Origin of the sequence: Burkholderia sp. Ac-20365 (assembly GCF_017104715.1) — a bacterium.
GTDB lineage: Bacteria > Pseudomonadota > Gammaproteobacteria > Burkholderiales > Burkholderiaceae > Paraburkholderia.
The window spans coordinates 158,147-172,462 of the sequence record NZ_JAAGPI010000020.1 but is presented as its reverse complement, the minus strand read 5'-3'; the positions used below and the strand labels follow the sequence as shown (position 1 = coordinate 172,462).

At 59.0% G+C, this 14,316-nt stretch carries 9 protein-coding genes and 4 tRNA genes; all 13 read left to right on the top strand.

Going from position 1 to position 14,316, the window contains the following annotated elements:
- Positions 1 to 221 precede the first annotated feature (221 nt).
- Positions 222 to 307, top strand: a tRNA-Tyr gene (locus G3O01_RS27865).
- A 45-nt stretch (positions 308 to 352) separates the two neighbouring features.
- Positions 353 to 426 (top strand) — tRNA-Gly (locus G3O01_RS27860).
- Between the two features lie 20 nt (positions 427 to 446).
- Positions 447 to 521 (top strand) — tRNA-Thr (locus tag G3O01_RS27855).
- A 64-nt stretch (positions 522 to 585) separates the two neighbouring features.
- On the top strand, positions 586 to 1,776 hold the full coding sequence (gene tuf / locus G3O01_RS27850) for an elongation factor Tu (RefSeq protein ID WP_028371383.1): 1,191 nt from the start codon (positions 586 to 588) through the stop codon (positions 1,774 to 1,776).
- A 62-nt stretch (positions 1,777 to 1,838) separates the two neighbouring features.
- Positions 1,839 to 1,914 (top strand) — tRNA-Trp (locus G3O01_RS27845).
- Positions 1,915 to 1,947: 33 nt separating this feature from the next.
- Positions 1,948 to 2,328 (top strand): preprotein translocase subunit SecE, encoded by a 381-nt coding sequence (gene secE / locus G3O01_RS27840; RefSeq protein WP_012402206.1) that lies wholly within the window; start codon positions 1,948 to 1,950, stop codon positions 2,326 to 2,328.
- A gap of 1 nt (position 2,329) precedes the next feature.
- Complete coding sequence (nusG, locus tag G3O01_RS27835) at positions 2,330 to 2,887, top strand: transcription termination/antitermination protein NusG (protein WP_007578364.1); 558 nt, start codon at positions 2,330 to 2,332, stop codon at positions 2,885 to 2,887.
- A 150-nt stretch (positions 2,888 to 3,037) separates the two neighbouring features.
- Positions 3,038 to 3,469, top strand: coding sequence for a 50S ribosomal protein L11 (gene rplK / locus G3O01_RS27830; protein ID WP_205809818.1), 432 nt, complete (start codon positions 3,038 to 3,040; stop codon positions 3,467 to 3,469).
- Positions 3,470 to 4,168: a 50S ribosomal protein L1 gene (rplA, locus tag G3O01_RS27825; RefSeq protein ID WP_205809817.1), complete on the top strand. Its 699-nt coding sequence runs from the start codon at positions 3,470 to 3,472 to the stop codon at positions 4,166 to 4,168. It abuts the gene before it with no gap.
- A 269-nt stretch (positions 4,169 to 4,437) separates the two neighbouring features.
- On the top strand, positions 4,438 to 4,968 hold the full coding sequence (gene rplJ / locus G3O01_RS27820; RefSeq protein ID WP_204117352.1) for a 50S ribosomal protein L10: 531 nt from the start codon (positions 4,438 to 4,440) through the stop codon (positions 4,966 to 4,968).
- A gap of 75 nt (positions 4,969 to 5,043) precedes the next feature.
- On the top strand, positions 5,044 to 5,421 hold the full coding sequence (gene rplL, locus G3O01_RS27815) for a 50S ribosomal protein L7/L12 (RefSeq protein ID WP_035988792.1): 378 nt from the start codon (positions 5,044 to 5,046) through the stop codon (positions 5,419 to 5,421).
- A 369-nt stretch (positions 5,422 to 5,790) separates the two neighbouring features.
- Positions 5,791 to 9,897, top strand: coding sequence for a DNA-directed RNA polymerase subunit beta (gene rpoB / locus G3O01_RS27810; RefSeq protein ID WP_205809816.1), 4,107 nt, complete (start codon positions 5,791 to 5,793; stop codon positions 9,895 to 9,897).
- Between the two features lie 21 nt (positions 9,898 to 9,918).
- Complete coding sequence (gene rpoC, locus G3O01_RS27805) at positions 9,919 to 14,160, top strand: DNA-directed RNA polymerase subunit beta' (RefSeq protein WP_205809815.1); 4,242 nt, start codon at positions 9,919 to 9,921, stop codon at positions 14,158 to 14,160.
- The last annotated feature ends 156 nt before the right edge of the window (positions 14,161 to 14,316 follow it).

Sequence of the window (14,316 nt, the reverse complement as noted above, 5' to 3'; positions counted from 1 at the left end):
CATCCCGAACAGGACCGTGAAACGACTCTACGCCGATGATAGTGCGGATTGCCCGTGTGAAAGTAGGTAATCGTCAGGCTCCTTACCCAGACAAGACCCCGCCCTCAAAAGCGGGGTCTTGGCGTTTTTAGCTCTACTATAAGTGAGAGCTCATGGGTTCCGAGCGGTCAAGAGACTCTTGACAAGAGGTAATCGCTCCCCCATAATCATCAGTTCTCTGCGGAGGGGTGCCCGAGTGGCTAAAGGGGGCAGACTGTAAATCTGTTGGCTTACGCCTACGTTGGTTCGAATCCAACCTCCTCCACCAGATTTCAAAAGCTGTAAAGCAGTTGTCGGGAATCGATAGATCCTTGCGGGTGTAGCTCAATGGTAGAGCAGAAGCCTTCCAAGCTTACGACGAGGGTTCGATTCCCTTCACCCGCTCCAGCAAGCAAAGTAGATGTAGCGCCCATGTGGCTCAGTGGTAGAGCACTCCCTTGGTAAGGGAGAGGTCGGCAGTTCGATCCTGCCCATGGGCACCAGCTAGTACCAAGTGATTGTTTGCGCGCCGCGCAACGTACGGAAAAATCCTCTTAGGAGTCGAAAATGGCCAAAGGTAAGTTTGAGCGGACCAAGCCGCACGTGAACGTCGGCACGATCGGTCACGTTGACCACGGCAAGACCACGCTGACGGCAGCGATCACGACGGTGCTGACCGCCAAGTTCGGCGGCGAAGCAAAGGCTTATGACCAGATCGACGCAGCGCCGGAAGAAAAGGCGCGCGGCATCACGATCAATACGGCACACGTCGAGTACGAAACGGCTAACCGCCACTACGCCCACGTCGACTGCCCGGGCCACGCTGACTATGTGAAGAACATGATCACGGGCGCAGCGCAGATGGACGGCGCGATCCTGGTGTGCTCGGCTGCAGACGGCCCGATGCCGCAAACGCGTGAGCACATCCTGCTGGCGCGTCAGGTTGGCGTTCCGTACATCATCGTGTTCCTGAACAAGTGCGACATGGTGGACGACGCTGAGCTGCTGGAACTCGTCGAAATGGAAGTGCGCGAACTTCTGTCGAAGTACGACTTCCCGGGCGACGACACGCCGATCATCAAGGGTTCGGCGAAGCTGGCTCTGGAAGGCGACAAGGGCGAGCTGGGCGAAGTGGCGATCATGAACCTGGCCGACGCGCTGGACACGTACATCCCGACGCCGGAGCGCGCAGTTGACGGCGCGTTCCTGATGCCGGTGGAAGACGTGTTCTCGATCTCGGGTCGTGGCACGGTGGTGACGGGTCGCGTTGAGCGCGGCATCGTCAAGGTCGGCGAAGAAATCGAAATCGTCGGTATCAAGCCGACGGTGAAGACGACGTGCACGGGCGTGGAAATGTTTCGCAAGCTGCTCGACCAGGGTCAGGCAGGCGACAACGTTGGTATCCTGCTGCGCGGCACGAAGCGTGAAGACGTGGAGCGTGGCCAGGTTCTGGCGAAGCCGGGTTCGATCACGCCGCACACGCACTTCACGGCTGAAGTGTACGTGCTGAGCAAGGACGAAGGCGGCCGTCACACGCCGTTCTTCAACAACTACCGTCCGCAGTTCTACTTCCGTACGACGGACGTGACGGGCTCGATCGAGCTGCCGAAGGACAAGGAAATGGTGATGCCGGGCGACAACGTGTCGATCACGGTCAAGCTGATCGCGCCGATCGCCATGGAAGAAGGTCTGCGCTTCGCAATCCGCGAAGGTGGCCGTACCGTCGGCGCAGGTGTCGTTGCCAAGATCATCGAGTAAGCCAGCTAGTTCTCGTTGATCGGTTGTTTCGGGGTTGGCGATGCCGCCGACCCCAATGGTTTAGGGGTATAGCTCAACTGGCAGAGCGTCGGTCTCCAAAACCGAAGGTTGGGGGTTCGATTCCCTCTGCCCCTGCCAACTCTCGCGTCGCGTGACGCTCGTTAAGGTGTTATGGCGAATCCTTCCGTCGAAACTGTTAATACTTCCAGCGACAAGCTGATGCTCGTTGCCGGCGTATTGTTGGTCTTGGCCGGGTTCGTGGGGTTCTTCTGGCTGAATGGCCAAGAGTGGTACGTCCGCGGAGCGGCTCTGGCTGTTGGGTTGATCGCAGGCGTCGCAGTCGGTCTTCTCTCAGCACCCGGCAAGGGTTTTATCGCGTTCGCCAAAGATTCATACAAGGAAGTTCGCAAGGTTGTCTGGCCGACCCGCAAGGAAGCAAGTCAAACAACGTTGGTGGTCTTCGGTTTTGTTCTGATCATGGCGGTGTTCCTCTGGATTTGTGATAAATCCATCGAGTGGGCGATTTTCTCGGCGATTCTGGGTTGGAAATGATATGAGTGATATTCCGGCATCCCCGAGCGGAAAACGTTGGTACGTAGTGCACGCCTACTCCGGTATGGAGAAGAGCGTGCAACGTGCGCTTCAGGAGCGTATCGAACGTGCTGGCATGCAGGACAAGTTTGGCCAGATCCTCGTGCCGACTGAAGAAGTTGTCGAGGTGAAGGGTGGTCACAAGTCGGTGACCGAGCGTCGCTTCTTCCCGGGCTACGTGCTCGTGGAAATGGAGATGACGGACGAGACGTGGCACCTCGTGAAGAACACGGCCAAGGTGACCGGTTTTGTGGGCGGTGCGCGCAATCGCCCTAGTCCGATTTCCCCGCGGGAAGTCGAGAAGATCATGTCGCAGATGCAGGAAGGCGTTGAGAAGCCGCGCCCGAAGACCCTGTTCGAAGTAGGCGAGATGGTTCGCGTGAAGGACGGTCCGTTCACGGACTTCAACGGCAGCGTCGAAGAAGTGAATTACGAAAAATCGCGTGTTCGCGTATCCGTCACGATTTTCGGCCGAGCGACTCCAGTCGAGCTTGAATTCGGCCAGGTCGAAAAGCTGTAATCAAGATTTTGCGGATCGCGCCAGACGGCGCGATTCGTCTTTCGCGCTTACGGTCCGCGTAATGGCCGTTGAGGAGCGTCACTAGTCGAAGTTCGTCGAAGGCGCGTTACTACTCACCGAACGCTTCAGCGTTCCAAAGAGGTTTTCAACATGGCAAAGAAAATCATCGGCTTTATCAAGCTGCAGATTCCTGCAGGTAAAGCCAATCCGTCGCCGCCGGTTGGTCCGGCACTGGGTCAGCGCGGCCTGAACATCATGGAGTTCTGCAAGGCGTTCAACGCGCAGACTCAAGCTCTGGAACCGGGTCTGCCGATTCCGGTCGTCATCACCGCATTCGCCGACAAGAGCTTCACGTTCGTTCTGAAGACGCCGCCGGCTACGGTTCTGATCAAGAAGGCAGCGAAGGTCGACAAGGGTTCGAGCAAGCCGCACACCGACAAGGTCGGCAAGATCACGCGCGCTCAAGCCGAAGAAATCGCGAAGACCAAGATGCCCGACCTTACGGCAGCTGATCTGGATGCAGCGGTTCGTACGATCGCTGGTAGCGCCCGCTCGATGGGCATCACCGTGGAGGGCGTGTAAATGGCTAAGCTTTCGAAGCGTCTGCAAGCATTTGCAGCAAAGGTCGATCGTCAGAAGCTGTACCCGATCGATGACGCCCTGTCGCTCGTGAAGGAATGCGCAAGCGCGAAGTTCGACGAGTCGATCGACGTTGCTGTGCAACTCGGCATCGACGCGAAGAAGTCGGACCAAGTGGTTCGCGGTTCGGTGGTTCTGCCCGCTGGTACGGGTAAGTCGGTTCGCGTTGCTGTGTTCGCGCAAGGCGAAAAGGCTGAACAAGCTCGCGCGGCTGGAGCTGAAGTCGTCGGTATGGAAGACCTGGCTGAGCAAGTCAAGGCCGGTAATTTGAACTTCGACGTCGTGATCGCTTCGCCGGACACGATGCGCGTCGTTGGTACGCTCGGTCAGATCCTCGGCCCGCGCGGCCTGATGCCGAACCCGAAGGTCGGTACGGTCACGCCGGACGTCGCGACGGCAGTCAAGAACGCGAAGGCTGGTCAGGTGCAGTTCCGTGTCGACAAAGCAGGTATCATCCACGCGACGATCGGCCGTGCATCGTTCGAGCCGGCTGCTCTGCGTTCGAACCTGAGCGCACTGGTTGAAGCGCTGCAAAAGGCGAAGCCGGCAACGAGCAAGGGCGTGTATCTGCGCAAGATCGCACTGTCGAGCACCATGGGTGTCGGCGTGCGTGTCGACCAGGCCACGCTGGCAGCACAGTAAAGTTTTAATCGCCTCGGTTGTAAAGCCGGGGCGCATTTAAGGGCTTTGGGCGGCCGCAAGATTGCAGTTTGAATCGAGCGGCCGGTTGTCAAAGACCGTTGGTGGAGACGCAGTAGTCGGGTGTTTCCTTAATTCAAGCCAACGCAGATGGCGAACCCGAAATGGTTTTGTAGTGATGAAGCCGTTTGAATCCCGCAGCCATGCGGACCTCGAATGGTCGAAATACTCCTGACTGGTCGGACGCCGTTGTTGAACGCGATGTGCGAGGCATGTGCCAAGTACATCGAATCTGGAGGTTAACCGTGCCACTGAACAAAGAAAGCAAGCAGGCCGTCGTCGCTGAGGTTTCCGCGCAAGTCGCGAAAGCCCAGACCGTCGTTCTGGCTGAGTATCGTGGGATCACGGTTGGCGATCTGACCAAGCTGCGCGCGAAAGCGCGCGAGCAACAGGTGTATCTGCGCGTGTTGAAGAACACGCTGGCGCGTCGCGCTGTCGAAGGTACCCCGTTTGCTCCGCTGGCTGAGCAGATGACCGGTCCGCTGATCTACGGCATCTCGGAAGATGCAATTGCTGCTGCTAAGGTCGTTAATGACTTCAGCAAGAGCAATGACAAGTTGGTCATCAAGGCCGGTTCCTACGAAGGCAAGGTGATGGACAAGGCAGGCGTGCAAGCGCTGGCCAACATCCCGAGCCGCGAGGAACTGCTCTCCAAGCTGTTGTTCGTTATGCAAGCGCCTGTTTCTGGCTTTGCGCGCGCTATGGCCGCGCTGGCAGAAAAGAAGCAAGGCGAAGCTGCGTAAGCAGTGCATCGACGCACTTCAGTCGGGCGTAATTGATCGCTGGCTGTATCCGAATTCAATTTAGGAGTATTTCAAATGGCAATCGCAAAAGAAGACATCCTCGAAGCCGTTGGCGCGATGTCGGTTCTGGAACTGAACGAGCTGGTTAAGGCGTTCGAAGAAAAGTTTGGCGTGTCGGCTGCTGCAGTTGCAGTTGCTGGCCCGGCAGGCGCAGGCGGCGGCGCAGCTGCTGCTGAAGAGCAAACCGAGTTCACGGTTATCCTGACCGAAACGGGCGCAAACAAGGTTTCCGTCATTAAGGCAGTTCGTGAACTGACGGGCCTGGGCCTGAAGGAAGCGAAGGACCTGGTCGACGGTGCACCGAAGCCCGTTAAGGAAGCGGTGCCCAAGGCTGCTGCTGAAGAAGCCAAGAAGAAGTTGGAAGAAGCCGGCGCGAAGGCTGAAATCAAGTAAGTTTCAGCGCGCTGTGCGAAGGCTGGCGGTTTTCTACCGCCGGCCTTTTTGTGCTTTGTGGAAACAACGTTTTTGTCCGCGTTTTTCGGCAAAAACGCCTTCCTAGAAGCCAAAGAAAATCGCCGTTCGGCAACATCGACTGGCGCTTCTCTTTGTCTTCTGAAGCGACTGCAGAAGGCAAGTTTGGTCGGGTAGCGGGCAACACAGGCATCCGCTGCCGTCAGCCAGCGGTTGGTAGCGGCCAACCACCAAGCTTCAAGGCTCGTTCAAGCCATCGGACGGCCAACGGGTCTCAGTCGGTGAACACTCGGGTTGTCACATCAAGGTATCCCGCCTCGACAACAATGCCCGCCGTGATTCGGAGATCGTATGCAATATTCCTTCACCGAGAAGAAGCGTATTCGCAAGAGTTTCGCGAAGCGCCCCATCGTTCACCAAGTACCTTTCCTGCTGGCTACCCAGCTTGAATCATTCAGCACGTTTCTGCAAGCAGAAGTGCCCACGGTGCAGCGCAAACCGGAAGGTCTGCAGGCTGCATTTACCTCGGTTTTTCCCATTGTTTCGCATAACGGCTTCGCTCGTCTAGAGTTCGTCAGCTACATGCTGTCGCCGCCGGCATTCAACATCAAGGAATGTCAGCAGCGCGGTCTGACTTACTGCTCGGCACTGCGTGCCAAAGTGCGTCTGGTGCTGCTCGACAAGGAATCGCCGAGCAAGCCCGTCGTCAAGGAAGTGAAGGAGCAGGAAGTGTACATGGGCGAAATTCCGCTCATGACGCCGACTGGCTCGTTCGTCATCAACGGCACGGAACGCGTGATCGTGTCGCAGCTGCACCGTTCGCCTGGCGTGTTCTTCGAACACGACAAGGGCAAGACGCACAGCTCCGGCAAGCTGCTGTTCTCGGCACGTATCATTCCTTACCGCGGCTCGTGGCTCGACTTCGAATTCGACCCGAAGGACGTTCTGTACTTCCGCGTCGACCGTCGTCGCAAGATGCCCGTCACGATCCTGCTGAAGGCCATCGGCCTGACGCCGGAACAGATCCTCGCGAACTTCTTCGTGTTCGACAACTTCACGCTGATGCCGGAAGGCGCACAGATGGAGTTCGTGCCGGAGCGTCTGCGTGGCGAAGTCGCGCGCTTTGACATCACGGATCGTGATGGCAAGGTCATTGTCCAGAAGGACAAGCGTATCAACGCGAAGCACATTCGCGATCTCGAAAACGCGAAGACGAAATACATTTCGGTTCCCGAAGATTATCTGCTTGGCCGCGTGCTTGCGAAGAACGTTGTCGATGGTGACACGGGCGAAGTGATCGCAAACGCGAACGACGAAATCACGGAAAGCGTGCTCGAGAAGCTGCGCGAAGCGAAGATCAAGGACATCCAGACGCTCTACACGAACGATCTGGATCAAGGTCCGTACATCTCGTCGACGCTGCGTATCGACGAAACGGCTGACAAGATGGCCGCTCGCATCGCAATCTACCGCATGATGCGTCCGGGCGAACCGCCGACGGAAGAAGCCGTCGAGGCGCTGTTCAACCGTCTGTTCTACAGCGAAGAAGCGTACGACCTGTCGAAGGTGGGTCGTATGAAGTTCAACCGCCGCGTGGGCCGTGACGAAATCGTCGGCCCGATGACGCTGCAGGACGACGACATCCTCGCGACGATCAAGATCCTGGTCGAACTGCGTAACGGCAAGGGCGAAGTGGACGACATCGACCACTTGGGCAATCGTCGCGTGCGTTGCGTCGGCGAACTGGCGGAAAACCAGTTCCGCGCAGGTCTCGTGCGTGTCGAACGTGCCGTGAAGGAACGCCTCGGCCAGGCCGAAAGCGAAAACCTGATGCCGCACGACCTGATCAACTCGAAGCCGATTTCGTCGGCGATTCGCGAGTTCTTCGGTTCGTCGCAGCTGTCGCAGTTCATGGACCAGACCAACCCGCTGTCGGAAATCACCCACAAGCGCCGTGTTTCGGCACTTGGCCCGGGCGGTCTGACGCGTGAGCGCGCTGGCTTTGAAGTCCGCGACGTGCACCCGACCCACTATGGCCGTGTGTGCCCGATTGAAACGCCGGAAGGTCCGAACATCGGCCTGATCAACTCGCTGGCTCTGTACGCGCACCTGAACGAATACGGCTTCCTCGAAACGCCGTATCGCAAGGTGACGGACAGCAAGGTCACGGACCAGATCGACTATCTGTCGGCCATCGAAGAAGGCCGGTACGTGATCGCTCAGGCGAACGCGGCTGTGGCTGAAGACGGCACGCTGACCGACGAACTCGTTTCGTCGCGTGAAGCGGGCGAAACGCTGATGGTCACGCCGGACCGCATCCAGTACATGGACGTGGCGCCGTCGCAGATCGTGTCGGTGGCAGCATCGCTGATTCCGTTCCTCGAGCACGATGACGCGAACCGTGCATTGATGGGTTCGAACATGCAGCGTCAGGCTGTGCCGTGTCTGCGTCCGGAAAAGCCGGTCGTCGGTACGGGTATCGAGCGTACGGTGGCGGTTGACTCGGGTACGACCGTTCAGGCATTGCGTGGCGGTGTGGTCGACTACGTCGATGCGGGCCGTATCGTGATTCGCGTGAACGACGATGAAGCGGTTGCTGGTGACGTCGGTGTCGACATCTACAACCTGATCAAGTACACGCGTTCGAACCAGAACACGAACATCAACCAGCGTCCGATCGCGAAGGTCGGCGACAAGGTTGCTCGCGGCGACGTGCTGGCTGACGGCGCTTCGACGGACCTCGGTGAACTGGCGCTTGGCCAGAACATGCTGGTCGCGTTCATGCCGTGGAACGGCTACAACTTCGAAGACTCGATCCTGATCTCGGAGAAGGTCGTTGCGGACGATCGCTACACGTCGATCCACATCGAAGAACTGAACGTCGTTGCTCGCGACACGAAGCTCGGACCGGAAGAAATCACGCGCGATATTTCGAATCTCGCTGAAGTGCAGCTTGGCCGTCTCGACGAGTCGGGCATCGTGTACATCGGCGCGGAAGTCGAAGCAGGCGACGTGCTGGTCGGCAAGGTCACGCCGAAGGGCGAAACCCAGCTGACGCCGGAAGAAAAGCTGCTGCGCGCGATCTTCGGTGAGAAGGCTTCGGACGTGAAGGACACGTCGCTGCGCGTGCCGTCGGGCATGAGCGGCACGGTTATCGACGTGCAAGTGTTCACGCGTGAAGGTATCCAGCGCGACAAGCGTGCACAACAGATCATCGACGATGAACTGAAGCGCTATCGCCTCGACCTGAACGACCAGCTGCGTATCGTGGAAGGCGACGCGTTCCAGCGTCTCGCACGTATGCTCGATGGCAAGGTCGCGAACGGCGGTCCGAAGAAGCTCGCGAAGGGCACGAAGATCGACCAGGCTTACCTGGAAGATCTGGATCACTACCACTGGTTCGACATCCGCCTCGCGGACGAAGAAGCAGCGGCGCAACTCGAAGCGATCAAGGATTCGATCGAACAGAAGCGTCACCAGTTCGACCTCGCGTTCGAAGAGAAGCGCAAGAAGCTCACGCAAGGCGACGAACTGCCGCCGGGCGTGCTGAAGATGGTCAAGGTGTATCTGGCAGTCAAGCGCCGTCTGCAGCCTGGCGACAAGATGGCAGGCCGTCACGGTAACAAGGGTGTGGTGTCGAAGATCGTTCCGATCGAAGACATGCCGTACATGGCCGATGGCCGTCCCGCAGACGTCGTGCTGAACCCGCTGGGCGTTCCGTCGCGGATGAACGTGGGTCAGGTTCTGGAAGTGCATCTGGGTTGGGCCGCGAAGGGTCTGGGCTGGCGTATCGGCGAAATGCTGCAGCGTCAGGCGAAGATCGAGGAAGTTCGCAAGTTCCTGACCAAGATCTACAACGAGTCGGGTCGCGCGGAAGAGCTGGACAGCTTCTCCGACGACGAGATCCTCGAACTGGCGAAGAACCTGCGCGAAGGCGTGCCGTTCGCAACGCCGGTGTTCGACGGTGCGACGGAAGACGAGATGTCGGCAATGCTCGATCTCGCTTACCCGGACGACATCGCACAGAACCTCGGCATGACGAAGTCGAAGAACCAGGTGCGTCTGTACGACGGCCGCACGGGTGAAGCCTTCGAACGTACGGTGACGGTTGGCTACATGCACTACCTGAAGCTGCACCACCTGGTCGACGACAAGATGCACGCGCGTTCGACGGGTCCGTACTCGCTGGTCACGCAGCAGCCGCTGGGTGGTAAGGCGCAGTTCGGTGGTCAGCGCTTCGGTGAAATGGAAGTGTGGGCGCTCGAAGCCTACGGCGCATCGTATGTGCTGCAGGAAATGTTGACGGTCAAGTCGGACGACGTGACAGGCCGGACCAAGGTTTACGAGAACCTGGTGAAGGGCGATCACGTGATCGACGCGGGTATGCCGGAATCCTTCAACGTGCTGGTGAAGGAAATCCGCTCGCTCGGTATCGACATCGACCTCGACCGCAACTAATCGGACTACGGAGAGAAAGCAATGAAAGCTCTGCTCGATCTATTCAAGCAAGTCCAACAGGAAGAAGTTTTCGACGCGATCAAGATCGGTCTGGCCTCGCCGGACAAGATCCGTTCGTGGTCGTTCGGCGAAGTCAAGAAGCCGGAAACCATCAACTACCGCACGTTCAAGCCGGAGCGGGATGGTCTGTTCTGCGCGAAGATTTTTGGTCCGATCAAGGACTACGAATGCCTTTGCGGCAAGTACAAGCGCCTGAAGCACCGTGGCGTGATCTGCGAGAAGTGCGGCGTCGAAGTGACGCTCGCGAAGGTGCGTCGCGAACGCATGGGCCACATCGAACTGGCCTCGCCTGTCGCGCACATCTGGTTCCTGAAGTCGCTGCCGTCGCGTCTGGGCATGGTGCTCGACATGACGCTGCGCGACATCGAGCGCGTGCTGTACTTCGAAGCATATGTGGTGATCGATCCGGGCATGACGCCGCTGAAGGCGCGTCAGATCATGACGGAAGAGGATTACTACAATAAGGTCGAAGAGTACGGTGACGAATTCCGCGCTGAAATGGGCGCGGAAGGCGTGCGCGAACTGCTGCGCGCGATCAACATCGACGAACAGGTCGAAATGCTCCGTACCGAACTCAAGAACACGGGTTCGGAAGCGAAGATCAAGAAGTACGCGAAGCGTCTGAAAGTGCTCGAGGCCTTCCAGCGTTCGGGCATCAAGCCCGAGTGGATGATTCTCGAAGTGCTGCCCGTGCTGCCGCCGGAACTGCGTCCGCTGGTTCCGCTGGACGGCGGCCGCTTTGCGACCTCGGACCTGAACGATCTGTATCGCCGCGTGATCAACCGTAACAACCGGTTGAAGCGTCTGCTCGAACTGAAGGCGCCTGAAATCATCGTCCGCAACGAAAAGCGGATGCTGCAGGAAGCTGTCGATTCGCTGCTCGACAACGGTCGTCGCGGTAAGGCGATGACGGGCGCGAACAAGCGTCCGCTGAAGTCGCTCGCCGACATGATCAAGGGTAAGGGCGGTCGTTTCCGTCAGAACCTGCTGGGTAAGCGCGTCGACTACTCGGGCCGTTCGGTCATCGTGGTCGGCCCGACGCTGAAGCTGCATCAGTGCGGTCTGCCGAAGCTGATGGCGCTCGAACTGTTCAAGCCTTTCATCTTCAACAAGCTGGAAGTGATGGGCGTCGCGACGACCATCAAGGCTGCGAAGAAGGAAGTCGAGAACCAGACGCCGGTGGTGTGGGACATTCTCGAAGAAGTTATTCGCGAACATCCGGTCATGCTGAACCGTGCGCCGACGCTGCACCGTCTTGGCATTCAGGCTTTCGAGCCGGTGCTGATCGAAGGTAAGGCAATCCAGCTGCACCCGCTCGTTTGCGCGGCGTTCAACGCCGACTTCGACGGTGACCAGATGGCTGTTCACGTTCCGCTGTCGCTCGAAGCGCAGATGGAAGCGCGCACGCTGATGCTGGCGTCGAACAATGTCCTGTTCCCGGCCAACGGCGATCCGTCGATCGTGCCGTCGCAGGATATCGTGCTCGGCCTGTACTACGCGACGCGTGAAGCGATCAACGGCAAGGGCGAAGGCATGACCTTCACGGGCGTGTCGGAAGCACTGCGCGCCTACGAGAACAAGGAAGTCGAGCTGGCCTCGCGCGTCAACGTGCGGATCACGGAAATGGTCCACAACGAAGACACGTCGGAAGGCGCGCCGAAGTTCGTGCCGAAGATCTCGCTGTACGCGACGACCGTTGGCCGCGCGATCCTGTCGGAAATTCTGCCGCCGGGTCTGCCGTTCACGGTGCTGAACAAGCCGCTGAAGAAGAAGGAAATTTCGCGTCTGATCAACACGGCATTCCGCAAGTGCGGTCTGCGCGAAACGGTGATCTTCGCTGACCAGCTGATGCAGTCGGGCTTCCGCCTGGCAACGCGCGCCGGTATCTCCATCTGCGTCGACGACATGCTCGTGCCGCCGCAGAAGGAAACGATCGTCGGCGACGCCGCGAAGAAGGTGAAGGAATACGACCGTCAGTACATGTCGGGTCTCGTCACCGCGCAGGAACGCTACAACAACGTGGTCGACATCTGGTCGGCAACGTCGGAAGCGGTCGGCAAGGCGATGATGGAGCAGCTCGCCACGGAACCGGTGGTCGATCGCGACGGTAATCAAACGCGTCAGGAATCGTTCAACTCGATCTACATGATGGCCGACTCGGGCGCGCGCGGTTCCGCGGTCCAGATCCGTCAGTTGGCGGGGATGCGCGGCCTGATGGCGAAGCCGGACGGCTCGATTATCGAAACGCCGATTACCGCGAACTTCCGCGAAGGTCTGAACGTGTTGCAGTACTTCATCTCGACCCACGGTGCACGTAAGGGTCTGGCTGATACGGCACTGAAGACCGCCAACTCGGGTTACCTGACGCGTCGTCTCGTCGACGTCACGCAGGATCTCGTGGTGGTCGAGGACGATTGCGGCACGTCGAACGGCGTGGCGATGAAGGCCCTCGTGGAAGGTGGTGAAGTCGTCGAAGCGCTGCGTGACCGTATTCTCGGCCGTGTTGCAGTGGCGGACGTCGTCAATCCGGAAACGCAGGAAACGCTCTACGAATCGGGCTCGCTGCTCGACGAAGATTCGGTCGAAGAGATCGAGCGTCTGGGCATCGACGAAGTGCGCGTGCGTACGCCGCTCACTTGCGAAACGCGTTACGGTCTGTGCGCGGCATGTTATGGCCGTGACCTGGGCCGCGGCTCGCTGGTGAACGTCGGTGAAGCTGTCGGCGTGATCGCTGCGCAGTCGATCGGTGAGCCGGGCACGCAGCTGACCATGCGTACGTTCCACATCGGTGGTGCGGCATCGCGTGCGGCAGTGGCGTCGTCGGTCGAAGCGAAGTCGAACGGTACGGTGCGTTTCACGGCGACGATGCGTTACGTCACCAATGCGAAGGGCGAGCAGATCGTCATCTCGCGTTCGGGCGAAGCGCTGATCACCGACGATCACGGCCGCGAGCGCGAGCGTCACAAGGTGCCGTACGGCGCGACGCTGCTGCAACTCGATGGTGCGCAGATCAAGGCAGGCACGCAGCTGGCCACGTGGGATCCGCTGACGCGTCCGATCATCACCGAGTGGGGCGGTACGGTGAAGTTCGAAAACGTCGAGGAAGGCGTGACGGTCGCGAAGCAGATCGACGACGTGACGGGTCTTTCTACGCTGGTCGTGATCGACGTGAAGCGCCGCGGTTCGCAGGCTTCGAAGAGCGTGCGTCCGCAGGTCAAGCTGCTCGACGCGAACGGCGAAGAAGTCAAGATCCCGAACTCGGAGCACTCGGTTCAGATCGGCTTCCAGGTCGGCGCTCTGATCACCGTGAAGGACGGTCAGCAGGTTCAGGTGGGTGAAGTGCTCGCACGTATCCCGACTGAAGCGCAGAAGACGCGTGACATTACGGGTGGTCTGCCGCGTGTGGCGGAACTGTTCGAAGCACGTTCGCCGAAGGACGCAGGTATCCTGGCGGAAGTCACGGGTACGACGTCGTTCGGTAAGGACACGAAGGGCAAGCAGCGTCTCGTTATCACGGACCTCGAAGGCAATCAGCACGAGTTCCTGATCGCGAAGGAAAAGCAGGTTCTGGTTCACGATGGTCAGGTCGTCAACAAGGGCGAAATGATCGTGGACGGTCCGGCCGATCCGCACGACATCCTGCGTCTGCAGGGTATCGAAGCGCTGTCGCGTTACATCGTGGACGAAGTGCAGGACGTGTACCGTCTGCAGGGCGTGAAGATCAACGACAAGCACATTGAAGTGATCGTGCGTCAGATGCTGCGTCGTGTTCAGATCACCGACAACGGCGATACGCGCTTCATTCCGGGCGAACAGGTCGAGCGGTCGGACATGCTCGACGAGAACGACCGTATGAACGCGGACGACAAGCGTCCAGCAACGTACGAGAACATCCTGCTGGGTATTACGAAGGCGTCGCTGTCGACGGATTCGTTCATCTCGGCGGCATCGTTCCAGGAAACGACCCGCGTGCTGACGGAAGCCGCGATCATGGGCAAGCGCGACGATCTGCGTGGCCTGAAGGAAAACGTGATCGTCGGCCGTCTGATTCCGGCTGGTACGGGTCTCGCGTTCCACAAGGCGCGCAAGACCAAGGAAATGGCGGATCGCGAGCGTTTCGACCAGATCGCTGCCGAAGAGGCCTTCGAGTTCGGTACGCCGGAAACCCCGGCAGCCGAGCAAACGCCGCATACCAACGAGTAAGCTGGCTGGCGGCGCAAGCCGCCTCGCCTGTGAAGTTGGCCGAAGTTGCCTGAACCGCCCGGTTTTGACCGGGCGGTTTTTTTTCGTCTCTCAGATCGACGTTACGTCCTATGCCTTGTGGACTCTGCCGATTGGACTGTTATGCGACAAACCCCA

Bases quoted from the DNA above. Each gene is read 5' to 3' on its own strand.
- tuf (WP_028371383.1), top strand. From the start codon at position 586: ATGGCCAAAGGTAAGTTTGAGCGGACCAAGCCGCACGTGAACGTCGGC.
- secE (WP_012402206.1), top strand. From the start codon at position 1,948: ATGGCGAATCCTTCCGTCGAAACTGTTAATACTTCCAGCGACAAGCTG.
- nusG (WP_007578364.1), top strand. From the start codon at position 2,330: ATGAGTGATATTCCGGCATCCCCGAGCGGAAAACGTTGGTACGTAGTG.
- rplK (WP_205809818.1), top strand. From the start codon at position 3,038: ATGGCAAAGAAAATCATCGGCTTTATCAAGCTGCAGATTCCTGCAGGT.
- rplA (WP_205809817.1), top strand. From the start codon at position 3,470: ATGGCTAAGCTTTCGAAGCGTCTGCAAGCATTTGCAGCAAAGGTCGAT.
- rplJ (WP_204117352.1), top strand. From the start codon at position 4,438: ATGTGCCAAGTACATCGAATCTGGAGGTTAACCGTGCCACTGAACAAA.
- rplL (WP_035988792.1), top strand. From the start codon at position 5,044: ATGGCAATCGCAAAAGAAGACATCCTCGAAGCCGTTGGCGCGATGTCG.
- rpoB (WP_205809816.1), top strand. From the start codon at position 5,791: ATGCAATATTCCTTCACCGAGAAGAAGCGTATTCGCAAGAGTTTCGCG.
- rpoC (WP_205809815.1), top strand. From the start codon at position 9,919: ATGAAAGCTCTGCTCGATCTATTCAAGCAAGTCCAACAGGAAGAAGTT.